Source organism: Bacillus sp. CIS52 (assembly GCF_053545315.1).
On sequence record NZ_JBIUFR010000002.1, the window covers coordinates 77,455 to 100,432 of the forward strand.

At 47.9% G+C, this 22,978-nt stretch carries 24 protein-coding genes and 1 other annotated feature; of the genes, 17 read left to right on the forward strand and 7 right to left on the reverse strand.

Features of this window, described 5'->3' with window-relative positions; translation table 11 throughout:
* Positions 1 to 56 precede the first annotated feature (56 nt).
* Positions 57 to 1,754, forward strand: coding sequence for an NAD-dependent malic enzyme (locus ACH32G_RS10280; protein ID WP_047476848.1), 1,698 nt, complete (start codon positions 57 to 59; stop codon positions 1,752 to 1,754).
* A 55-nt stretch (positions 1,755 to 1,809) separates the two neighbouring features.
* On the opposite strand, the gene ACH32G_RS10285 is transcribed toward ACH32G_RS10280, so the two are convergent.
* Positions 1,810 to 2,127 carry a PepSY domain-containing protein gene (locus tag ACH32G_RS10285; RefSeq protein WP_049627194.1) on the reverse strand — a complete coding sequence of 106 codons (318 nt, stop codon included), beginning with the start codon at positions 2,125 to 2,127 and terminating at the stop codon, positions 1,810 to 1,812.
* Between the two features lie 158 nt (positions 2,128 to 2,285).
* Here ACH32G_RS10285 and ACH32G_RS10290 point away from each other — a divergent pair, with 158 nt between their 5' ends.
* The gene (locus ACH32G_RS10290; protein ID WP_198698028.1) at positions 2,286 to 3,359 is read left to right on the forward strand and encodes a M42 family metallopeptidase; all 1,074 of its coding nucleotides are present in this window, start codon (positions 2,286 to 2,288) and stop codon (positions 3,357 to 3,359) included.
* Positions 3,360 to 3,391: 32 nt separating this feature from the next.
* Here ACH32G_RS10290 and ACH32G_RS10295 read toward each other — a convergent pair whose 3' ends face one another.
* Positions 3,392 to 3,838, reverse strand: a complete 447-nt coding sequence (locus tag ACH32G_RS10295) for a YtoQ family protein (RefSeq protein ID WP_016938538.1) — start codon at positions 3,836 to 3,838, stop codon at positions 3,392 to 3,394.
* A 197-nt stretch (positions 3,839 to 4,035) separates the two neighbouring features.
* Here ACH32G_RS10295 and ACH32G_RS10300 point away from each other — a divergent pair, with 197 nt between their 5' ends.
* The 12 genes from ACH32G_RS10300 (at position 4,036) to motS (ending at position 15,635) form a co-directional block, all read left to right on the forward strand.
* Positions 4,036 to 4,359, forward strand: coding sequence for a thioredoxin family protein (locus ACH32G_RS10300; protein ID WP_003152373.1), 324 nt, complete (start codon positions 4,036 to 4,038; stop codon positions 4,357 to 4,359).
* Positions 4,360 to 4,374: 15 nt separating this feature from the next.
* Complete coding sequence (locus tag ACH32G_RS10305) at positions 4,375 to 5,184, forward strand: DUF1444 domain-containing protein (RefSeq protein WP_016938539.1); 810 nt, start codon at positions 4,375 to 4,377, stop codon at positions 5,182 to 5,184.
* Positions 5,185 to 5,198: 14 nt separating this feature from the next.
* Positions 5,199 to 5,804 carry a YtpR family tRNA-binding protein gene (gene ytpR, locus ACH32G_RS10310; RefSeq protein ID WP_045926435.1) on the forward strand — a complete coding sequence of 202 codons (606 nt, stop codon included), beginning with the start codon at positions 5,199 to 5,201 and terminating at the stop codon, positions 5,802 to 5,804.
* A gap of 167 nt (positions 5,805 to 5,971) precedes the next feature.
* Complete coding sequence (locus ACH32G_RS10315) at positions 5,972 to 8,560, forward strand: DNA translocase FtsK (RefSeq protein WP_448814323.1); 2,589 nt, start codon at positions 5,972 to 5,974, stop codon at positions 8,558 to 8,560.
* Between the two features lie 239 nt (positions 8,561 to 8,799).
* Entirely contained in the window at positions 8,800 to 10,098 is a 1,299-nt protein-coding gene (gene murC / locus ACH32G_RS10320; protein WP_016938542.1) for a UDP-N-acetylmuramate--L-alanine ligase, read from the forward strand.
* A 157-nt stretch (positions 10,099 to 10,255) separates the two neighbouring features.
* A complete protein-coding gene (locus ACH32G_RS10325) occupies positions 10,256 to 10,678 on the forward strand; it encodes a DUF948 domain-containing protein (RefSeq protein ID WP_016938543.1) in 423 nt (140 codons plus the stop codon).
* A gap of 32 nt (positions 10,679 to 10,710) precedes the next feature.
* Complete coding sequence (locus ACH32G_RS10330) at positions 10,711 to 11,124, forward strand: YtxH domain-containing protein (RefSeq protein WP_003152380.1); 414 nt, start codon at positions 10,711 to 10,713, stop codon at positions 11,122 to 11,124.
* A 25-nt stretch (positions 11,125 to 11,149) separates the two neighbouring features.
* Entirely contained in the window at positions 11,150 to 11,476 is a 327-nt protein-coding gene (ytxJ, locus tag ACH32G_RS10335) for a bacillithiol system redox-active protein YtxJ (protein ID WP_064777628.1), read from the forward strand.
* Positions 11,477 to 11,712: 236 nt separating this feature from the next.
* Positions 11,713 to 12,789 (forward strand): bifunctional 3-deoxy-7-phosphoheptulonate synthase/chorismate mutase, encoded by a 1,077-nt coding sequence (locus ACH32G_RS10340; RefSeq protein WP_016938546.1) that lies wholly within the window; start codon positions 11,713 to 11,715, stop codon positions 12,787 to 12,789.
* Positions 12,790 to 13,067: 278 nt separating this feature from the next.
* Positions 13,068 to 14,072, forward strand: a complete 1,005-nt coding sequence (gene ccpA, locus ACH32G_RS10345; protein WP_016938547.1) for a catabolite control protein A — start codon at positions 13,068 to 13,070, stop codon at positions 14,070 to 14,072.
* A 68-nt stretch (positions 14,073 to 14,140) separates the two neighbouring features.
* The gene (gene motP / locus ACH32G_RS10350) at positions 14,141 to 14,956 is read left to right on the forward strand and encodes a flagellar motor protein MotP (protein ID WP_045926811.1); all 816 of its coding nucleotides are present in this window, start codon (positions 14,141 to 14,143) and stop codon (positions 14,954 to 14,956) included.
* Positions 14,946 to 15,635, forward strand: a complete 690-nt coding sequence (motS, locus tag ACH32G_RS10355) for a flagellar motor protein MotS (protein WP_415273242.1) — start codon at positions 14,946 to 14,948, stop codon at positions 15,633 to 15,635. Before motP ends, motS begins: the two co-directional genes overlap by 11 nt.
* A gap of 11 nt (positions 15,636 to 15,646) precedes the next feature.
* On the opposite strand, the gene ACH32G_RS10360 is transcribed toward motS, so the two are convergent.
* From ACH32G_RS10360 to ACH32G_RS10370, 3 genes are read right to left on the reverse strand one after another with little or no spacing between them, the layout of a single operon-like run.
* Entirely contained in the window at positions 15,647 to 16,813 is a 1,167-nt protein-coding gene (locus ACH32G_RS10360; RefSeq protein WP_448814324.1) for an acetoin utilization protein AcuC, read from the reverse strand.
* Entirely contained in the window at positions 16,810 to 17,454 is a 645-nt protein-coding gene (locus ACH32G_RS10365) for an acetoin utilization AcuB family protein (RefSeq protein ID WP_049627185.1), read from the reverse strand. Before ACH32G_RS10365 ends, ACH32G_RS10360 begins: the two co-directional genes overlap by 4 nt.
* A 24-nt stretch (positions 17,455 to 17,478) precedes the next feature.
* A complete protein-coding gene (locus ACH32G_RS10370) occupies positions 17,479 to 18,111 on the reverse strand; it encodes a GNAT family N-acetyltransferase (protein WP_198698025.1) in 633 nt (210 codons plus the stop codon).
* Between the two features lie 158 nt (positions 18,112 to 18,269).
* On the opposite strand from ACH32G_RS10370, the gene acsA reads away from it, so the two are divergent.
* From acsA to sr7p, 3 genes are all read left to right on the forward strand, one after another.
* Positions 18,270 to 19,988, forward strand: coding sequence for an acetate--CoA ligase (gene acsA, locus ACH32G_RS10375; RefSeq protein ID WP_016938553.1), 1,719 nt, complete (start codon positions 18,270 to 18,272; stop codon positions 19,986 to 19,988).
* Between the two features lie 55 nt (positions 19,989 to 20,043).
* Positions 20,044 to 20,276: a binding site (T-box leader), on the forward strand.
* Positions 20,277 to 20,326: 50 nt separating this feature from the next.
* Positions 20,327 to 21,592: a tyrosine--tRNA ligase gene (tyrS, locus tag ACH32G_RS10380; RefSeq protein WP_366969076.1), complete on the forward strand. Its 1,266-nt coding sequence runs from the start codon at positions 20,327 to 20,329 to the stop codon at positions 21,590 to 21,592.
* 119 nt (positions 21,593 to 21,711) lie between these two features.
* Entirely contained in the window at positions 21,712 to 21,837 is a 126-nt protein-coding gene (gene sr7p / locus ACH32G_RS10385) for a small protein SR7P (RefSeq protein WP_264819001.1), read from the forward strand.
* A gap of 41 nt (positions 21,838 to 21,878) precedes the next feature.
* Here sr7p and ACH32G_RS10390 read toward each other — a convergent pair whose 3' ends face one another.
* Positions 21,879 to 22,202 (reverse strand): AzlD domain-containing protein, encoded by a 324-nt coding sequence (locus ACH32G_RS10390; protein ID WP_448814325.1) that lies wholly within the window; start codon positions 22,200 to 22,202, stop codon positions 21,879 to 21,881.
* A complete protein-coding gene (locus tag ACH32G_RS10395; RefSeq protein WP_095241488.1) occupies positions 22,199 to 22,930 on the reverse strand; it encodes an AzlC family ABC transporter permease in 732 nt (243 codons plus the stop codon). Before ACH32G_RS10395 ends, ACH32G_RS10390 begins: the two co-directional genes overlap by 4 nt.
* Positions 22,931 to 22,978: the final 48 nt, after the last annotated feature.

Consider the following 22,978-nt stretch of genomic DNA (forward strand, 5'->3'; position numbering starts at 1 on the left):
TGAATTTCGGGAATAAAAGCAAACCTAAGACAAATTGCTTTGAAAGGAAGAGACAGGTGAATCAATTTCAAGTGACAACAGATGGAGAAATCAAAACAACTCTGCGCGGATTAGAAGTTCTTTCTACTCCTTTTTTAAATAAAGGGGTGGCCTTTACACAAGAGGAAAGAAAGGAACTCGGACTCGAGGGATTTCTGCCGCCGAAGGTATTGACAATCGAAGAGCAGGTGAAGCGGGCTTACGAACAGTTCAGTTCGCAGCCTGACGAGCTGAGCAAAAATGTGTACTTGACTGCTCTCCATGACCGGAATGAAACATTATTTTACAGGCTGTTAAATGATCATTTAGGCGAAATGCTGCCGATCGTATATACGCCGACAGTCGGCACCGCGATCCAGCGTTACAGCCATGAGTACAGAAAACCCCGCGGTCTGTATTTGTCGATAGATGATCCTGAGGGAATGCGCGCCGCATTTCAGCAGTTCGGAAAAAATGAAAATATTGATTTAATCGTTGCGACAGATGCCGAGGGCATTCTGGGAATCGGTGATTGGGGCGTCGGCGGCATCGCCATTTCCGTCGGAAAACTTGCGGTGTATACGGCAGCGGCCGGAATTGACCCGTCACGAGTGCTTGCGGTCGTATTGGACGCGGGGACGAATCAGGAAAGCCTCTTAAATGATCCGTTTTACGTCGGAAACCAGCATTCAAGAGTGCGCGGCGAGAAATATGACCGCTTTATTGATGAGTATGTCTCGCTTGCCCGGGAAACATTCCCGAATGCGCTGCTTCATTGGGAGGATTTCGGCACGGCTAACGCCCGCGGCATATTGAAACGGTATAAAGATAAAGTCTGTACGTTTAACGATGACATTCAAGGAACGGGCGCGGTGTCGCTTGCAGCTGTTTTAGCCTGCGCGAAAGCATCAAAAGTGCCTTTAAAAGAACATAAAGTCGTCGTCTTCGGCGCGGGAACGGCCGGTATCGGAATTGCTGAGCAGCTGCGTGAAGCAATGGTGCATGCCGGATTAAGCGAAGAAGAATCATACAGCCGCTTTTGGTGTATCGACAGAAACGGACTGTTAACGGATGACATGAAAGACTTGCGTGATTTTCAGGTTCCGTACGCCCGGCCTGCCGATGAAGTGAAAGAGTACAGCCGCAGCGGTGAAGGCGGATCAATTGATCTGGCGGAGACGGTCCGTCAGGCCAAGCCGACGATTCTGATCGGCACATCTACTGTATCAGGCGCATTTACGGAAGAAATCGTCAAAGAAATGGCCTCACATGTCAAACGGCCCGCTATTTTGCCGATGTCAAATCCGACCACATTATCAGAAGCAAAACCGGAAGACTTAATTAAATGGACGGAAGGCCGCGCGCTTGTCACGACGGGCAGTCCGTTCCCGCCTGTTGAGTATAACGGCGTGACGTACCATATCGGCCAGGCGAACAACGCGCTCGTATTCCCGGGACTCGGACTCGGCACGATTGTGACAAAGGCAAGACTCATTACAGACAATATGTTTGTCGCCTGCGCGAATGCCATCGCCGGTATGGTGGATGTCGGCAAGCCTGGGGCGCCGATGCTCCCGAAAGTGGAAGATCTTAGGACGGTATCGGCAACTGTAGCGGTAGCCGTAGCGAAAGCGGCCATCCAGGACGGTGTAGCGGAAACGGAGCCCGAGGATCTGATCCAAACGGTGCAAGACGAGATGTGGCACCCTGTATACAAACGGATTCGGCCGATGTAACCGAATAAAGCCCAAAACGCTGATGGTTTTGGGCTTTATTTTTTGCTTGTCCGAATTATGAGGCGACAGAATCAATGACATCGACAATCTGGCCTGTTTTTGCATTGACCATGACTTCATATTGCTCCAGCTCGCCGAAAGCCGAACGTGTCACACCGGTTTTGTATACCTGGATGGTTTCTCCGTTTACCTGGTAAGGCTCAGGCTCTGTGTAAATCCACGATCCGTCTATCGGTCCGCGCTGTTTAAAAGCCGCTTTCACGATACGGAGCGCTTTTTCTGAAGAGATATAAGGTTTCATCGCATACTTTTTCACTGCGATGGCAGCGAATAATCCGACTCCTGCACCTAAGAGAAAATGACGTAATTTCAATATGAAGCACCTCCAATTATGTCGTAGTTTTTATTATACAGAAGATGCCAGACGGTGTTAAGTAAAGCGGCGGTTTTGCAGCCCATTCAATCTGACCGCTTGGAAAACAGTTGTTTTTCTAATAAAATAAAAGCATTACATAGAAATGAGGGGAAAATATGAATGAGGAAACGAAAACGCTTTTCCGGACGCTGACGCAGCTTCCCGGCGCACCGGGAAATGAACATCAGGTCCGCTCCTTTATGAAACGGGAACTTGCGAAATATGCGGATGACATCGTGCAGGACAGACTCGGAAGTGTTTTCGGCGTAAGGCGCGGTGCTGAAGATGCGCCCACTATTATGGTAGCAGGCCATATGGATGAAGTCGGATTTATGGTAACGCAGATTACGGATAACGGCATGCTGAGATTTCAGACGCTCGGCGGCTGGTGGAGTCAAGTGCTTCTGGCCCAGCGCGTCGAGGTTCAGACGGATAACGGACCTGTCATCGGCGTCATCTCAAGCATCCCGCCCCACATTTTAACGGATGCCCAGCGCGCAAAGCCGATGGAGATCAAAAATATGATGATTGATATCGGTGCAGATGACAGAGAGGACGCGGTCAGAATGGGGATCAGACCGGGTCAGCAGGTCGTGCCGGTATGCCCGTTCACTCCGATGGCCAACGAGAAGAAAATATTGTCCAAAGCGTGGGATAACCGCTACGGATGCGGATTAAGCATTGAATTATTAAAAGAGCTGCACGGAAAAGAGCTGCCGAACAACCTGTACGCCGGGGCCACCGTTCAGGAGGAAGTCGGCCTGAGAGGGGCGCAGACAGCGGCCAACATGATTCAGCCTGATCTCTTCTTCGCGCTTGATGCAAGCCCGGCAAATGATATGAGCGGCGATAAGGAGCTGTTCGGCCGTCTCGGTGAGGGAGTGCTGCTCCGCATACTCGACAGAACGACGGTCATGCACCGCGGGATGAGAGAGTTCGTCCTTGATATGGCGGAAACGCACAATATCCCTTATCAATATTTCGCTTCCGGCGGAGGAACGGATGCCGGGCGGGTTCACATATCAAACAGCGGGGTTCCGTCAGCCGTCATCGGCATTTGTTCAAGATACATTCATACAAATGCCGCCATCATCCATGTCGATGATTATGCCGCGGCGAAAGAAATGCTCATTAAGCTGGTCATGGCGAGTGACAAGCAGACGGTTGAAACGATCAGAGAAAATGTGTGAAAAAATAAGCAGGCCCGCATAAGGCGGCCTGCTTATTCTGTTTCAAATAAATAAGAGAGTGCTTTCATCGCTTGATTGACGGTTTCCACCGTAATATTCGCTTTGCCGGAAAGCTCTTTCAGCGGATGGTGCAGCTCTTTCGGACGGATCAGAATGAGCGGCTTGCCTTTTGCGATGGCATAAGAAGCATCCATTGCGGTATTCCACTGTTTATATTTCTCGCCAAACAGGGCGATCACAAAATCGGCTTTTTCCATCAGCACCTCTGTACGGAAATTGTTGATATCAGAGGCTCTGGCGTCCTTTAAAACAGAATCAGGCTGCTCGCCCATAATCTCTTCTCCGATATTGTCTGAGCGCTCATGGTTTTCCATCGGTCCGACAAACGTAATCGGCAGGTGCAGCGCTTTTGCTTTGTTCTTGATCTCGTTCCGCCAATCGCTGTGGATTTCACCGGCTAAATATACGACAAACTGCATCTTTTGCTCCTCCTTATTCCATATTCAGATTTTCGTACGGCTATAAGCCAAATGGTAAACGAAACTTGCTTGATAATGCAAATGAAATATGATAATGATATTGCATATAGTTGGTCTTGCTGTAAACAGTCTGGTATGATCCAATTGGACAAACATCAGCATACAAAAAAACTCAAAATCCAGATGGAGGAATGACAATGAAAAAGATTGAAAGCACGGAAGAATTGCAAAAAGCGGTACAGGACGATTGGGCGGTATTTATGTTTTCTGCAGATTGGTGCCCGGACTGCCGCTTTGTGGAGCCGTTTCTCCCTGAGCTGGAAGCGGATTTTCCTGAATTCACTTATTACTACGTAGACCGCGATCAATTTATCGATACATGTGCGGAATGGGAAATCTACGGCATTCCGAGTTTTGTGGTATTTAACGGAGGAAAAGAAGTAAACCGCTTCGTCAGCAAAGACCGCAAAACGAAAGAAGAAATCGAGCAATTTTTAACCGATTCCCTTGCTAAAGCATAAAGGAGGCCACGGGCTTTGAAGATGACGTCGAGGAAGCTGTCGGATCTATTAAAACAGCGCCTGCAGCACGAGAACCGATCCTTCTTTTTTGACAGAGAAAAAGACACCCTCCGTGTTGAGGATCAAACGACCAAAAAAGGCATCACATTAGAACTTCCGCCGATCATCGCCAAGTGGGAGACGAAAAAAGAAGAAGCGATCGACGAGATCGTCTACTATGTGTCTGAAGCGATGGAGGCGATGGGAGGAAGCGGACAGGAGATGTCCGGAAAGGAAGCCGGAATTTATCCGGTGATCCGCTCCACGTCATTTCCTGATCAAACGGGCGACGGCATTCCGCTCGTGTATGATGACCATACCGCCGAAACCAGAATCTACTACGCGCTTGATCTCGGCAAGACGTACCGCTTAATTGACAGCCGGATGCTTGAGAAAGAAAACTGGACAAAAGAACGGATCAGGGAAACGGCATCATTCAATCTCCGCTCGCTCCCTTCGGTCGTGAAGCAGGATACGGTTGCGGGCAATTATTTTTATTTTTTCAGAGCGAATGACGGCTATGACGCCAGCCGGATTCTCAATGATTCGATTCTTCATGAATACAAACAGGCCGCTGAAGGCGAATTAGCGATTTCTGTCCCGCATCAGGATGTATTAATACTTGCTGACATTCGAAATGAATCGGGTTATGATATTTTAGGGCAAATGTCCATGAGCTTCTTTGCAAGCGGCACGGTGCCGATTACGGCCCTTTCATTTCTCTATAATGAAGGCAGACTGGAACCTGTGTTTATCATGGCGAAAAGCCGGCCGAAAAAGGATTAGAAAGGATTTTTCTTATGAACGCTTTTTACAATAAAGAAGGTGTGGGAGATACGCTTCTGATCTCTCTTAAAGATGCAGCACGTGAAGAAATCGGCTATGAAAGAGAAGGCGATGTCGTCAGAATCTTTAACAAAGAAACAAAAGAAACGACGGGCTTTAATATTTTTAACGTATCTTCTTATTTACAGATTGAGGACAACGGCCCTGTCGCTTTGTCTGAGACATTCGTTCAGGACGTGAATGAAATACTGAACAGAAACGGCGTTTCAGAAACGCTGACAGTTGATCTTTCTCCGAAATTTGTTGTCGGTCTTGTTGAATCGAAAGAAAAACATCCGAATGCGGATAAACTGAATATCTGCCAAGTGAATGTGGGAGAGGAAACCCTTCAAATCGTTTGCGGCGCGCCGAACGTAGACAAAGGACAAAAAGTCGTCGTTGCTAAAGTCGGCGCGGTGATGCCGAGCGGACTTGTCATTAAAGACGCTGAATTAAGAGGCGTTCCGTCAAGCGGCATGATCTGCTCCGCGAAAGAACTCGCTTTGCCGGATGCACCGTCGGAAAAAGGCATTCTCGTTCTTGAAGACAGCCGTGAGGCCGGCGAAGCATTTCAATTCTAACTCCCATAAATAAGCGCACAGAATCGAATGATGTGAGAGAAAGCCGTTAAGCAGGCCTGCTTAACGGCTTTCTTCAGTTGGGAGCTTAATCTTTTCTGAGCGGCCCGGCAGTGGTATACTAAATATCGTCCCAGACTACTAATAAGGGAGTTAGAGAGTGATTAAACATGAGTTGGCTGAATAAATTTTTTGACTTATTTTTAGGTGAAAAAGAAGAAGAGCATGAACATGAACCGAACACACATGCCCAAATCCCGAAACAGCAGATACCGGATCAGCCAGAAGGCAAATTAACGCGCATGGAAGATCCTAAAATATATTACGAATATCCGAAAGGGAATTTCCGCTTTCCAGTCGTTCCGGATGGCTATAAGCGAACGGAACAAAGACAGCAGGAAAGGCATGAACGCCGCCGCCAGCCGTCCCGGGGATATGCCGCCGCGACGGAGCATACGGAGCGGGAGCGGAAACAGCATACATATGAAGAGCCGGAGCCGGTGAAAAAGCCCTTTAAACCGTCATCAATTCCTTCACCGGTCTACGGTTTTCAATCTCAGCACAGCATTAAAAAAGCGCCTAATCCGCAAAAGCAGCGTGAAGAGAGCGTGACATTGCTGTCAGAGGAGCAATTTGTTCCGCCAAAGTCCGGTCAGGAAACGGAAAAAGAGCCCGCATTCACAGCATCCGGCATAACAAAACAGACGGACACCCGGCCGGAACCGTCTGTGAAACAAGAAACGGAAGAATTCCAGGCCGCCAAAAAAGAGCAGCCGCACACTGAGGCTGAGAATGCAAAAGAGCAAGTGTACAGTGCATCAGAACCGCGCCAGGCTAAGGACCTGCAGCAGCCGGAAAGCACGGAACCTGAAGGCTATACAGATCAACAAGAGCTGGAACAAACCGAGCCGCAGCCTTTAAATGAGACTGAGTATGAAGCGTCCCGGCCGTCTGAACACACGGAAGAACAAGCGCCGCAGCAGGAGGAGTATCAGCAGCCTGAGACGGAAGCCGATCAAGCTTTTGAAACCGCTGGGGAACCGGTATATACATACTCAGAACCGGGGAATGAAGAGGAAGTTCAGCCGCAGTCTGAATCGCCTGAGGCTGACGCGGAACAAAAAGCAGATGAACAGCCTGAGTTCAACGAAGCCCCTCAGCATTCTGAACCGGAGCCTGAATCTGCAGTCATCGATCCGGCCGAAGCCCCGTCCCCGCCTGCCGAAGAAAAAACGAAGAATTACGAACAGCCCGTGAAAACGGCGGAGCGGCCGAAAGAACGCAGTGTTCCGTTTAACGTCATGATGCTCAAAAGCGATAAACACAAGCAGGCGAAGACGCCAGAGGGCGGAGCGGGCTATGTTTTTCCGAATCTGTCGCTTCTGGACGTACCGCCGGCGCAGAGACATGACGACCAATCATGGATTGAAGAACAGCGCGAGCTTTTAAACGTTACACTGAAAAACTTTAATGTACGCGCCCAAGTCGTTCATGTCACACAAGGCCCGTCCGTCACAAGATTTGAAGTGCATCCTGAGCCGGGAGTGAAAGTAAACAAAATTACAAACTTAGCAGATGATATAAAGCTGAGTTTATCTGCCAAAGATATTCGGATTGAGGCGCCGATCCCCGGCAAAAACACGATCGGCATTGAAGTTCCGAACCGCGTAAGCAAGGTCGTTGATTTACGGCAGATGATCAGAAGCGCCGCTTTCAGGACGAATCCGTCTCCGCTTACAGCCGCGCTCGGTGTCGATATTTCCGGCAACCCGGTCGTCATTGATTTGAAAAAAATGCCGCACGGCTTGATTGCGGGTGCGACAGGATCGGGAAAAAGCGTCTGCATCAATACCATTTTGGTCAGTCTGCTTTATAAAGCAGATCCGAGCGATGTCAAAATGCTTTTGATTGATCCGAAAATGGTCGAGCTTGCGCCTTATAACCAAATTCCGCATTTAGTCAGCCCCGTCATCACGGACGCCAAAGCCGCAACCGCGGCGTTAAAATGGGTTGTGGAAGAGATGGAACGGCGGTATGAACTGTTTGCTCATTCAGGTGTGAGAGATATCGGCCGCTTTAATGAATTAACGGCTGATCATAATACAGGCGAAAAGCTCCCGTACCTCGTAGTGGTTATTGATGAGCTTGCCGATTTAATGATGGTCGCGCCGAACGATGTGGAAGAAAGCATTGCCAGAATCGCGCAGAAAGCGAGAGCCTGCGGCATTCATCTCCTCGTCGCGACACAGCGTCCGTCTGTCGATGTCATTACCGGCATGATCAAGGCGAACATCCCGACGAGGATCGCATTCTCCGTCTCAAGTCAGGTCGATTCCAGAACGATTATCGACATGGCGGGGGCGGAAAAGCTGCTCGGAAAAGGCGACATGCTTTACTGGGAAAACGGTACCGGAAAACCGGTGCGTCTGCAGGGCAACTTTGTGTCAGACAGCGAGATCGACCGCGTCGTCTCTCATGTCAGAAAGCAGCTCCCGCCTTCTTATTTGTTTGAACAGGAAGAACTGATCAGGCAGGGAACTGCCCTCAAGGAAGAGGACGAGCTGTTTCCTGAGGCGTGCCAATTTGTCGTGGAGCAAAACAGCGCCAGCACCTCCAGCCTTCAAAGAAGGTTCAGGATCGGCTATAACCGTGCGGCGAGGCTGATTGACATGATGGAAGCTGAAGGCATGATCTCAGAAGCAAAGGGCAGCAAACCCCGCGAAGTGCTGATTACGGCTGCTGACATTACTCAAGAATAAGAATATCGTTCATTTTTCTCACAAACATGGTATGATAATGGATGGACCATCAAACAGCATCACTGTCACGCGCTGAAATATCATGCGGCAGGTTTAATCAAAAAGAAAGTTACAGATACTGACGATAACGTAAAAATAAATGGAAGCGCCGCTGTGCGGGCTTTTCGCCCGCGGCGGTCGCAAAATGAAATGAGCGTCATATACTGGGGAACAGATAGACGTTTGTTGGAGGTACGATTATGACTGTTTATCATTTTGTTGGAATAAAAGGGACAGGTATGAGCCCGCTTGCTCAAATCCTGCATGATACAGGGTATCAGGTGCAGGGATCGGATATCGAGAAGCAGATTTTTACTCAGGCTGCCCTTGAAAAAAGAAATATCCCGATCTATCCGTTCAGCCCCGATAACATCAAACCGGGCTTAACGGTAATCGCCGGAAACGCATTCCCTGATTCTCATCCGGAAATCGCAAAGGCGCTCGCTGAAGGAATTCCTGTTATCAGATATCATAAATTTTTAGCTGAATATATGAAAAAATACACAAGTGTCGCGGTTACGGGCGCACACGGCAAGACGTCCACTACGGGTCTCTTGGCACACGTGATGCAGCAGGCGAAGCCGACTTCGTTTCTTATCGGAGACGGGACGGGCAGAGGAAATGAAAGCAGCGAATACTTTGTATTTGAAGCCTGCGAGTACCGCCGTCATTTCTTAAGCTATCAGCCTGATTATGCGATCATGACGAATATTGATTTTGACCACCCTGATTATTTCGCCAACATTGACGATGTGTTTGATGCTTTCCAAAACATGGCGCTTCAAGTCAACAAAGGCATCATTGCCTGCGGTGATGACGAGTATCTGCCGAAAATTCACGCCAATGTGCCTGTCGTTTATTACGGCACGGGAGAAGAAAACGATTTTCAAGCGAGAAACATCGTAAAAAATACGGAAGGCACGACATTTGACGTATTTGTCCGCAATACGTTTTACGATACGTTCTACATCCCGGCATACGGCCATCACAATGTCCTCAATTCATTAGCGGTCATTGCGCTCTGCCACTATGAAGAGATAGACGTGAACATGATTAAGCGCGGACTTGAATCATTCGGCGGCGTCAAACGCAGATTCAATGAAAAAGTGATCGGCAGCCAGGTGCTGATAGACGACTACGCCCACCATCCGACTGAAATTAAAGTCACCATTGAAGCGGCGCGCCAAAAATATCCGGAACGTGAAATCATCGCGGTATTCCAGCCGCATACGTTTACACGGACGCAATCATTCCTTGATGAATTTGCAGAAAGCTTGAGCGCGGCCGATCGTGTGTATCTGTGCGACATTTTCGGCTCTGCCCGCGAGAACGTCGGCAAACTCACCATCACGGATCTGCAGGAAAAAATCGATAACGCAGAACTCATTGAAGAGAATGACACATCCGTGTTAAAAGCGCATAAAGACGCAGTGCTGATCTTTATGGGCGCCGGAGACATTCAAAAATATATGAGGGCCTATGAAAACGTCATAGCGTAACAAAAAAAGCAGTGGGGCTCTCACTGCTTTTTTGCGCGTGCTGCAAAGGGATTTACCGATAAACGGAGAAATAGTATACATACAGCCCCTTTCATATATGTTTATCATTTTAATAATTGGGTATATACCATTATATCCTGCAATAAGGAGGTATTAGATGATTATCATTCTTTACTTAAGTGTCGCACTCATTGCCGTAGCATTTCTCATCCTCGTCATTTATCTGTCAAAAACATTAAAGTCCGTGCAGATGACCTTAACAAACGTAGCGTCGACTTTAGACGGCCTTGAAGGGCAGATGAAGGGCATTACCGCAGAGACAACTGAGCTGTTACATAAGACAAACCGTCTCGCGGAAGACATTCAGGAAAAATCAGAGAAATTAAATACGGTTGTCCATGCTGTGCAGGAAGTGGGAACTTCCGTCCAGCAGTTTAATACATCCATAAAGCAGGCAGCCGGTTCCGTTTCAGCCTCTGTCAGAGAGAACCAGGATAAGATCAGTCAGGTTGTCACCTGGAGCCAGGCCGCTATGGAAATATGGGACAAGTGGAAGCAAAAGAAAAAAACATCGCTTTAATCATAAGAAAAATCCACTAAGGAGGAATCATAATGAGCAAAGATGGAATCAATAGTAAGGATTTTTTAATCGGAACGCTGATCGGGGGAATTATCGGCGCGACAACGGCATTGTTTCTGGCGCCTAAATCAGGCAAGGAACTGCGCGACGATCTCGGCAGCCAGGCTTCCGCATTGAAGGATAAGACGGACAGAATGACGGCCGACGCGAAAGAAAAAGGCTCTCAATATGTCAGCATCGCCAAGGATAAAACATCTAACATCACCCAGCTGGTAGCTGATCAGTCAGGCCAGATTATGAATAAAGTGAAGGATTTAAAAGACCGTTCTAAGAGCACACTAACCGAGAAAGCCGAAGAGACGAGAAGCGAAATGCAGGACACGGCCCAAAGCATCAAAGCCGAAGCGGAAGACGCCGGGGAAAAAGCCGGTCAGGCAAATCGCTGATCTTCAATAAGGAGAGATAACAGACATGACAAAGCAGCTGATATCGTCAGAAGAAGAGTTCAAAAATGCCGCTGAGAAAGAAAGCACGTTCGTGTTTTTGAAACACAGCACAACCTGCCCGATCAGCCAAGCGGCGTTTCAGGAGTTTGACGCCTTTGCATCGGAGCATTCAGAAGTGCCTTCTTATTACCTGCAGGTGCAGGACAGCCGGCCGCTTTCAAACTATATCGCCGAGACATACGGCGTGAAACATGAAAGCCCGCAAGTATTCGTCATTACAAACGGCGAAGTGAAATGGCACGCGTCTCATTCCAAAATCACAAAAAACGCAATAGAGCAGCACCTTTCATAATTTGCTGACCGCCGGATGATACCGGCGGTTTTTTTTTGAAAAAAACTATTGATCATTTCAGCCATATCATGTAGGATATCAATATACGTTACTTCAACGCATAAAAGCTTAAAAGCGTTTTGGTAATAAAGTGAAATGTGAAAAAATTTATTGTTTCATATTCCTATTTTCGCATAACTATAGTAAGATGCATGTTAACCATTAAAATAAAACATAGCATAGAAGGGATGAAAAAGATGAGCAACAAGGAATTAGAGAGCCTAAGACAGCAGGCAGACGCACTAAACTTACAAATCCTTAAATTAATCAATGAACGCGGAGCCGTTGTAAAAGAAATCGGTAAAGCCAAAGAAGCACAGGGTGTCAACCGATTTGACCCCGTCAGAGAGCGTACAATGCTTAACCGCATTATTGAAAGCAATGACGGCCCGTTTGAAAACTCAACAATCCAGCATATTTTCAAAGAAATTTTCAAAGCCGGCCTTGAGCTTCAAGAAGAGGATCACAGCAAAGCGTTGCTCGTCTCCCGGAAGAAAAAAGCAGAAGATACGATCGTTGACATTAAAGGCGAAAAAGTCGGTGACGGCGATCAGAGATTCATCGTCGGTCCTTGTGCCGTAGAAAGCTATGAGCAGGTTGCGGAAGTAGCGGCCGCTGCGAAAAAACAAGGCATTAAAATCCTGCGCGGAGGTGCGTTCAAACCCCGCACAAGCCCGTATGATTTCCAAGGTCTCGGCGTAGAAGGCCTGCAGATCCTCAAACGCGTCGCTGATGAATATGACCTCGCGGTGATCAGTGAAATCGTTACGCCTGCCCACATTGAGCAAGCGATTGATTACATTGACGTCATTCAGATCGGCGCACGTAACATGCAAAACTTTGAATTGCTGAAAGCCGCCGGTTCGGTTAAAAAGCCGGTATTGTTAAAACGCGGTCTTGCCGCAACGATTTCAGAATTCATCAATGCAGCTGAATACATCATGTCACAAGGAAACGACCAAATCATTCTTTGTGAGCGCGGAATCAGAACGTACGAAACAGCAACGAGAAACACGCTTGACATTTCTGCCGTGCCGATTTTGAAACAGGAAACTCACTTGCCGGTGTTTGTTGACGTCACACATTCAACAGGCCGCCGCGATCTCCTGCTTCCGACAGCAAAAGCGGCGCTTGCGATCGGCGCTGACGGCGTGATGGCCGAAGTTCACCCTGATCCTTCCGTTGCCCTTTCAGACTCTGCACAGCAGATGGATATACCTGAATTCGAGAAATGGCTGAACGAATTAAAGCCGATGGTGAAAGTAAAAGCATAATAAAGTGTTCCGTTCTTTAAGGGCCGCCTCGTGCGGCCCTTTTTCGTTTCTTCATTTTATTTAATTATAAAATGGAAGTGAACGTTTTCATCACTGGGAAAAACGTGTATAATTTCATGAGAAGTATTTAAATTTGATGAATAATGAAAAATAATGTACACTACTGACTTACGCTTACAACCATAAACGACAGAATGCGAAAACGCACGACATTTCTTTACATAAAGTGTTTATGCTATAGATAAGGATAAGTGTATCCAGTAAAAGGAGTGGTTTCAGTGAGCAACATTACGATATACGATGTGGCCAGAGAAGCAAATGTCAGCATGGCGACTGTTTCCCGCGTCGTAAACGGCAATCCGAATGTAAAACCGACGACCAGAAAAAAAGTATTGGAAGCCATTGACCGGCTCGGCTACCGCCCGAACGCGGTGGCAAGAGGACTGGCAAGCAAAAAAACGACAACGGTCGGCGTCATCATCCCTGATATCTCAAGCATTTTCTACTCGGAACTTGCCCGGGGAATTGAAGATATCGCGACGATGTACAAATATAATATTATTTTAAGCAACTCGGACCAAAACCTCGAGAAGGAACTGCACCTGTTAAACACGATGCTTGGCAAACAAGTGGACGGTATCGTATTTATGGGCGGCAACATTACGGACGAGCATGTCGAAGAATTTAAGCGCTCTCCTGTGCCGATCGTATTGGCGGCATCAGTGGAAGAACAGGCAGAGACGCCTTCTGTCGCCATTGATTATGAACAGGCGATTTATGATGCCGTTAAGCTTTTCATTGAGAAAGGGCATCGCGATATCGCATTTGTCTCCGGACCGATGGCAGAGCCGATCAACCGCTCGAAAAAACTGCAAGGGTACAGACGGGCGCTTGAAGAAGCGGGCATCCCGTTTAATGAGCAGTTCGTAGCGGAAGGCGATTACACCTATGATTCCGGAATGGAGGCGCTTCAAAGCTTAATGGGCCTTGAGCGGAAGCCGACGGCAATCCTTTCTGCAACGGATGAAATGGCGCTCGGCATTATTCATGCGGCTCAGGATCAAGGCCTGTCGATTCCTGACGATCTTGATATTATCGGTTTTGACAATACGAGATTGAGCCTGATGGTCCGCCCTCAGCTTTCCACAGTCGTGCAGCCTACTTACGATATCGGCGCCGTGGCGATGAGGCTTTTGACAAAACTGATGAACAAAGAGCCGGTTGAAGAGCATATCGTCGAGCTGCCTCACCGCATCGAATTAAGACAATCAACAAAGTCATAAAAAAACGGAAAAGCAAGCTTCACTCTGAGGAGTGGAATCTTGCTTTTTTACTTGAGTAAGGAGAAGATATGAAACGTTTTGATTATCTGACACCCGTTGGATTTATGTTAGGATGTATTATTGTCGCAATCGGAATTCTCTCAGGAACGGGACTTGCGGGAATCAGTTCATTTTTAGATCTGACTTCTTTTTTAATCGTCACAGGCGGCCTTGCCGCGGCGGTCTTTATCAGCTTTCCGCCTCGGGATTTAAAGAAAACCCCTTCTGTTTTAAAACAGGTATTTTCCCGTCAGGATGACAATGTGAAGGACCTTGTCAGAGTATTCGTCAGCCTTGCGGAGCAGGCGCGAAGACAGGGGCTGCTGTCTCTGGAGGACCGGGCGCGCGAGATCAAGGATCCGTTTTTGAAAAAAGGGCTTTTGCTTGCGATTGACGGCTGGGATGAAGAAACGATCCGGCTGGTGATGGATTCTGAGATCGCCGCGATGGAAGAACGACACAGAAAAGGAAGGCGCGTTTTTGAAAAAGCTGGTGATTTCGCGCCCGCCTGGGGAATGATTGGGACGCTTGTCGGACTCGTGCTCATGCTTAAAAATTTAAATGACCCGCATACCCTCGGGCCGAACATGGCTGTTGCGCTATTGACGACGCTGTACGGCGCGCTGCTTGCCAATCTCGTGTTTATCCCTATCGCGGCAAAGCTTGAAGAAAAAACGGAAAGTGAAATTTTCATCAAACAGGTTATGATCGAAGGGGTTGTCGGCATCCAATCGGGAAAAAATCCCCGCAACCTCGAAAGTCAGCTTGTCGTTTTCAGCTCAAGAGAAGACTGGCGTAAAGGGCAGCCTGCGAACAAGAAAAAGGGCGCTGTCCATGAAGCTTAGAAAAGAGCGTTTTGAAAGAAGAAACAAACCGGAAAATTCCGGCGGTTCACCAAGATGGATGGTGACGTTCGCTGACTTGATCACGCTCATTCTCGTGTTCTTTATATTGCTTTTTTCGATGTCGCAAATAGACGCGGAAAAATTTCAATCAGCCGTTTCATCGATTCATACAAACGGCAGCGGGGGTGTTTCGGCGTCATCAGACAAAGCAAACGAAAATAAAGAACAGGATTTGCTGCTGCAGAACGTGAAAACATACATAAAATCGCACCATTTGAGTTCCAAATTAACGGCAAAGCGCGATGAGCGCGGAGTGGTTCTTGTGCTGCAGGAGGCCGTTCTATTTCAGACAGGAAAAGCGGATGTGCTGAAAAACGCCGAACCAGTCCTGCATCAGATCGCAGTGCTTTTGAAAACAATTCCGAATAACATTCAGGTGGAAGGCCATACGGACAGCCGCCGGATTTCCACCTATCAATTCCCGTCGAACTGGGAGCTGTCGTCTGCAAGAGCGGCGAGTGTGATCCGGTATTTTACCGCGAAAGAAGACTTTTCCGCCAAACGGTTTAGTTCAGTCGGATACGCGGATACGAAACCTGTGAAGGACAACAAAAGCCCCGGTCATATGAATGAAAACCGCCGTGTGGAAATTGTCATAAAAAAAACGACCTCCTCGTAAGGGTCGTTTTTTTATTTTGTTTTATACCGCTGTTCAGACCGGATGGCAAAAAGCGCTTTTTCCACGGTTTGGGCGTTTTTTTCTGATATTTCTTCTTTTCGGGGAATCGGAGGATATAATTGTTCAGGGTCACTCCAAAACGCGGGCAGGGTATAGGGCGAGTGTTTCTGCCATTTATGAATCCACTCCTGCGGTATGCGCTCCCCGGGATCAATCCCTTTCATCTCAAGCCATATACGGCTCCATGCTCTAGGAACCACTCGCCAAATATCGTATCCGCCTCCGCCGACCGCGATCCATCTGCCGCTGCAATGTTGATGGGCTAATGAGTGAGCGAGCCGGGGGATTTCCTGATAAATGGAGATGGTAGTGGACAGGTGTGTCAATGGGTCGTAATAATGGGCGTCCGCTCCGTTCTGGGTCAGGATTACATCCGGCTTAAAAAAAGCCGCGATTTCTGAAGCGGCCGTTTTGTAAGCGTGAAGAAAGGAATCGTCCTCTGTGAAAGCGTCCAGCGGAATGTTAAAAGAATAGCCGTAGCCTTGCCCGCTTCCTTTTTCCAGCACTTGTCCCGTCCCGGGAAATAAATAACGCCCGGTTTCGTGAAATGAAACTGTGCAGACATCTGGCCTGTCGTAAAACGTAAATTGAACGCCGTCGCCGTGATGAGCGTCGGTATCAATGTATAACACTTTTGCCCCGTAGTTTTTCTGAATGTATTGGATGGCCACGGCGCTGTCATTATAAATACAAAAGCCCGATGCCCTGCCGCGGAAGCCGTGGTGAAGGCCCCCGCCTAAATTGCAGGCATGCCTCGCCTGTCCCGTCATGACATAATCTGCCGCTGTTAAAGTGCCGCCCACCAGAAGCGACGCGGCTTCATGCATGCCGGAAAAAACGGGGGTGTCTTCCGTTCCGAGCCCGTAGCTTTCTCCTTCCGCGGCAGGGAGCCGGCCTGCCCCCGCTAGTTCAACCGCCTGTATGTAATCCTCTGTATGAACGAGTGCCAGCTCTTCTTTAGAGGCCATGCGCGGAGCTGCGATATCTCCCTCTTCAAACGCGTCCGCCGCCTGAAGCAGCTCGTATGTCAAAAGCACGCGCTGCTGATTGAACGGGTGATCCTGGTGAAATTGATACGTCTGATAAGAAGGCGAGTAAACAAAAACGCTGTCTCTCATGACTGATCCCTCAATTGTTTCGGCCACAGGACATTGTACCCGGCTTCATGAACGCTGCGGATAAAAGGGAGCGGATTCATCGTCTTCACCCGGAAGACGAGTATATTTGCCCCGGCGGAATCATGAGGATAGACGAGCACGCTCAAGATTTGCAGCTGAAGATCGCGGCACATGCAGCTGAGATCAGCAAGACTTTTGGTCATATCCGTCACCAAAATTTCCACCTGTGATCCCGGCTGGGCTGCGCCTGTCAGGCTGACAAAGGTCCGGAGTACATCGGTTTTGGTTAAAATGCCCGTCAGCTTATGATTTACCGTAATCGGCAGACATCCGATGCCATGCTCATAGAAAGAAGCCGATATTTCCTCTACGAAATCAAGCGGATGGGCGCAGATGACATTCCGTTTCATAATGGTTTCCACTTTGTTTGTCAGAAACGCGACGCGGTCTTCTTGTTTAAAGCTGCCCGGGCCCGCCTGTTTAATGTCTCTGTCTGTGACGATGCCGGCAACGTGCAGTTCTTCGTCGATGACAGGGAGATGGCGGATATGATATGCCTTCATTTTATGTACGGCTGTTTCTATGGAGTCGTTTTTTGTGACGGTGATGACGTCCCGTTTCATGATTTGTTCTGCAATCATCTTTTTATCCCCTTTGTATGTCAGTCAATACATAAATCGCTGATAAAAACGAAGTCTGTCGAACTGTTCAATTGACTCCTGACTGACGTGCCTGCCGATGCGGGCCATCAGACAATTGGCCGGATGAGAGCTGATTTCCGGTTCATCCGTTGCAAACCAGACAAGACCTCCGGCATTCATCATCTTTTCCATGATCTTTCTGTACTCCCACACGTCTTTTTTCATCCCTTTTAAATCCCAATGCCAGTAATATTCTGTCGTCATGATGATGTACCGTTCCATCTGTTCATCCATCATGCTGACAGTCAGCAAAGTTTTTCCGACAGAACAGCCTCTGTAGCCGGGAGCGACCTCGATCGCCCCGAGTTCAAGGAGATCTTCCATATTTCCGTCAGACCACCGTTCAAGCGGATCAGGATATAAATACGTCACATAGCCGATAATCGTCTCTCCGTCCCTGGCGATGATGATCCGCCCTTCGGGAAGCCCGGCTATTTCGATTAATGCTTTGTGCTGTTCATGAGGAAGGCGAAAGGCTGTCAGGCCTTCATGAAACTCATACTGTGCTAAGTTCTCTGGAGGAACGGGCCCTTCTACCAAAAGAGGACCGGCTGCTGTCTGAATAGATGAAGAATGGTACGTTTTATGATGTTTCACTGATTCACCGCCTGTCGGTTCTTAATAAAAACACATCTCCTTTAAGCATAACAAAATATAAAGCGTTTTCAATAGTACGGTAATTTATATTTTAAAAATTGAGAAAACTGTGAACATCTACTATAATTAGTCTATAGATAAGCAAAGGGGGATGTTGCATGAATTTGAAAACGTTGCCAGCGGAAAAGGGGAATTATCATCTGCAAAATTATGAGGAAACATACCGCAGCTTCGATTGGAAAGAAGTCGAGACGGAGTTTTCCTGGCATCAGACCGGAAAGCTGAATGCCGCGTACGAAGCGATTGACCGTCATGCCGAATCATTTCGCAAAAACAAAGTAGCGCTGTATTACAAGGACGCAAACCGGGAAGAAAAATACACGTTTAAAGAAATGATGGAGGAATCGAATCGGGCGGGAAATGTGCTGAGACGGTATGGAAACGTTGAAAAAGGGGACCGCGTTTTCATTTTCATGCCGCGTTCGCCGGAGCTTTATTTTATCATGCTCGGCGCAATTAAAATCGGTGCGATTGCCGGCCCTTTATTTGAAGCATTTATGGAAGGCGCCGTGAAAGACCGCCTGTTGAACAGCCAGGCCAAGGTTGTCGTGACAACACCTGAACTGGCTGAACGGATTCCGGCGGACAGCCTGCCCGACCTGGAGCATATCTTCATTGTCGGCGGCAGCAAAGAAGCCGGAGATAAAATCATTCATTATGATAAAGCGGCTGAAGGAGAAAGCACGAGACTTGATATTGAATGGATGGACAGAAGAGACGGCTACCTGCTTCACTATACATCAGGGTCAACAGGAACACCTAAAGGCGTGCTTCACGTTCATGAAGCCATGATTCAGCAATACCAGACCGGCAAGTGGGTGCTTGATCTTAAAGAGGACGATATATATTGGTGCACGGCGGACCCGGGCTGGGTGACCGGGACGGTGTACGGGATTTTTGCGCCGTGGCTGAACGGAGCGGCGAATGTGATCGTCGGCGGCAGATTCAGTCCGGAAAATTGGTACGGCACGATTGAAAAGCTCGGTGTGAGCGTCTGGTACAGCGCTCCGACGGCTTTCAGAATGCTTATGGGCGCCGGAGATGAAATGGCGTCCAAATTTGATCTTACTTCACTTCGTCACGTCCTGAGTGTCGGAGAACCTTTAAACCCGGAGGTCATTAAGTGGGGACATAAAGTATTCGGCAAGCGCATCCACGATACGTGGTGGATGACGGAAACAGGCGGGCAGCTTATCTGCAATTATCCGTGCATGGAGATCAAGCCGGGTTCAATGGGGAAACCCATTCCGGGAGTGGAAGCGGCGATCGTTGACAATCAAGGGAATGAGCTTCCGCCGTACCGAATGGGGAACCTCGCCATTAAAAAGGGCTGGCCGTCCATGATGGATTCCATTTGGAATAACAAAGAAAAATATGAATCTTATTTCATGCCGGGCGGCTGGTATGTTTCCGGAGATTCAGCTTATATGGATGAAGACGGTTATTTTTGGTTCCAAGGCAGAGTCGATGACGTCATTATGACATCCGGCGAGCGCGTCGGCCCGTTTGAAGTCGAAAGCAAACTTGTTGAACATCCGGCGATTGCCGAAGCCGGTGTCATCGGAAAGCCGGATCCTGTCCGGGGAGAAATTATTAAAGCATTTATCGCGCTCAGAGAAGGGCATGAGCCATCCGATCAGCTGAAGGAGGATATTCGTCTTTTTGTAAAACAAGGGCTGGCCGCCCATGCCGCACCTCGGGAAATTGAATTCAAAGATAAACTTCCGAAAACACGGAGCGGAAAAATCATGAGACGTGTGCTGAAGGCGTGGGAGCTGAACCTGCCGGCAGGCGACCTGTCCACAATGGAAGATTAAAGAGACGGCGTTGACATCACATCTTATTTATGTTAAAAATGAGTAAGCTTCATACGAAAAGGTTTTGATTGAGACAAGTAGGATATCTGATTGTTCCAGAGAGCTGATGGCCGGTGAAAATCAGCACATAAGATATGCCGAATACACTCATGAACCGCTTTTGCGAACAAAGCCCTTCCAAGGCTTTCAGTAGTGGAAGAACGGACACGGTCCGTTATCAAAAAGAGTGATAAAAGCTTTTTTATGCTTTTATTAGTAGGGTGGTACCGCGATTATATCGTCCCTTCGTTTTAAACGAAGGGGCGTTTTTTATTTCCATAAAAAAAGGAGCAGACAAAATGACTAACTTATTAGAAGATTTATCCTTCCGCGGCTTAATCCAGCAAATGACGGATGAAGAAGGACTGAATAAACAGCTGAACGAAGAAAAAATCCGTTTATACTCAGGTTTCGACCCGACGGCGGACAGCCTGCACATCGGACACCTTCTGCCGATATTGACACTGCGCCGTTTCCAGCTTGCAGGCCACCATCCGATTGCGCTTGTAGGCGGAGCGACGGGGCTGATCGGCGATCCGAGCGGTAAAAAAGCGGAGCGCACGTTAAATACTCAGGATATCGTTGTCGAATGGTCGCAAAAAATTAAAAATCAGCTTTCTCAATTTTTAGATTTCGATGCAGGAGAAAACCCAGCCGTCATAGCGAACAACTTTGACTGGATCGGAAAAATGAGCATCATTGATTTTCTCCGCGACGTCGGAAAGAACTTCGGAATCAACTACATGCTTGCGAAAGATACTGTAAGCTCAAGAATTGAAACCGGAATTTCTTACACGGAATTCAGCTACATGATCCTGCAATCCTACGATTTTCTGAATCTGTACAGAGAAAAGAACTGCAAACTCCAAATCGGAGGCAGTGACCAGTGGGGCAACATCACGGCAGGTCTTGAACTGATCAGAAAATCGGAAGAAGAAGGGGCGAAAGCGTTCGGCCTTACCATTCCGCTCGTCACAAAAGCTGACGGCACGAAATTCGGCAAAACAGAAGGCGGCGCGATTTGGCTTGATAAAGAAAAGACATCGCCGTATGAATTCTACCAATTCTGGATCAATACAGATGACCGTGACGTCGTCAAATATTTAAAATACTTTACTTTCTTATCAAAAGAGGAAATTGAAGCTTATGCTGAAAAAGCGGAGACGGCTCCAGAGAAAAGGGAAGCGCAGAAACGCCTTGCTGAAGAAGTGACTGTACTTGTACACGGCCGTGAAGCGTTTGAGCAGGCCGTTCATATTTCTCAGGCGCTGTTCAGCGGCAATATTAAAGAGCTTTCCGCTCAAGACGTCAAGGTAGGTTTTAAAGACGTGCCTTCACTTGAAAAAGACCGCTCTGAAGAACTGTCTTTAGTAGACGTGCTTGTGGAATCTAAGTTGTCGCCTTCAAAACGGCAGGCCCGCGAAGACATTCAAAACGGGGCTGTTTACATTAACGGAGAGCGCCAGACGGATATCGGTCATCTGCTGACGGCGGAAGACCGCATCGAAGATCAATTTACCGTACTGCGCCGCGGAAAGAAAAAATACTTCCTGATCACATACTGAAAATAAAGAGCAGTCCGGCCGCTCAATGCGGCAGGCTGCTTTTTTATGTTTTGCGAATACTGCACCGGGAAATGAGTACAGTACGTAGTATAAGCAAAACAGGGAAGGGGCGCTGCGCCATGAATTTCATGTTTACCATTGCGAAAGAAAGATTGCAGCGGGATCATTGGGAACAGCAGCAAAGCATGAACGCCGAAGTCAAAGCCGAAGAACCTGAGGCGGAAGAAGAAAATCCGACCTCATAAAACAAAAGCCTCCATTCCCAAGGGATGGAGGCTTTTGTTTGTCACCATATCAGTCTGACGGCGGCCATCAGTACAACACCTGTAATAACCGTGATGGATAAGCTTTTCGTCCGCATTGCGCAAAGCAATGTCGGGATGAGGACGATCATTGCTTTCCAATTAAAGGTCAAAGTGCTGTTTGTTTTTATGATCATGCTTTCCGTTACCAAGGCGGTCAAAATACAAAGCGGAATAAAGGAGAGCCACTTTAAAGCCAATTCCGGCATCTGAATGTTCCGGACAAATATAAAAGGAACAATGCGCGGCACAAGCGTAACAATCATGCAGCCGAGTATAATCCAGATCATTTGCGTGCTGATGCTCATTTGTCCGTCACCACCCCGATTGTTGCCACAATTACGGTTGAGACGATGACCGCGATGTGTGACGGGACGAAATACGATAACAAGATCATAAAAATGATCATATAGAGAATAAGGGAGAGGCTGTGTTTCAGCTTTTCCGACGCGGACGACTGCAATTGCAGCACCAAAAGCGCCGCAAACATAGCGGGCAAAGCAAAGTCCAGACCGAAGCCGTAAGGATCAGATATCCATTGTCCGAGAAGCCCGCCCATCACACAAGAAATAACCCAGCACGCATAGGCGGTTATATTGAGGCCGTTCATCCACTTATCGTACAGCCTGCCGTTCTGAACCGCCTTGTTCACCGCTACCCCGAAAGATTCGTCAGTAAGCAAAGCACCGAAGCCGATATTCTTCACCAAAGAGTATTTTGTAAAATAAGGCGCGATGGTCAGGCTCAGGAGCAGGTGCCGCAGATTGACGATGAACGTCGTTAAAATAATGACGGAAATCGGACTCCCGGAAACAAGAAGTGAGCAAATAATAAATTGGGCGGCGCCGGCATAGACCAATAAGGATAACAAACAAATTTCAAGAATACTGAGGTGTGAGGCAACGCCAACAATGCCAAAAGCAAAACCGACACTCATATAGCCCAGCAGTGTAGGCACACAATCCCGCACCCCCTGTAAAAACGTATCGTTCATTTCCCGGGAAACGGCTGTTTTTTGCACTTCTGTCTGAATCATTTTTATACTCCTTCCTTAGAGATTATAATGATAACGACTAATGAAAAA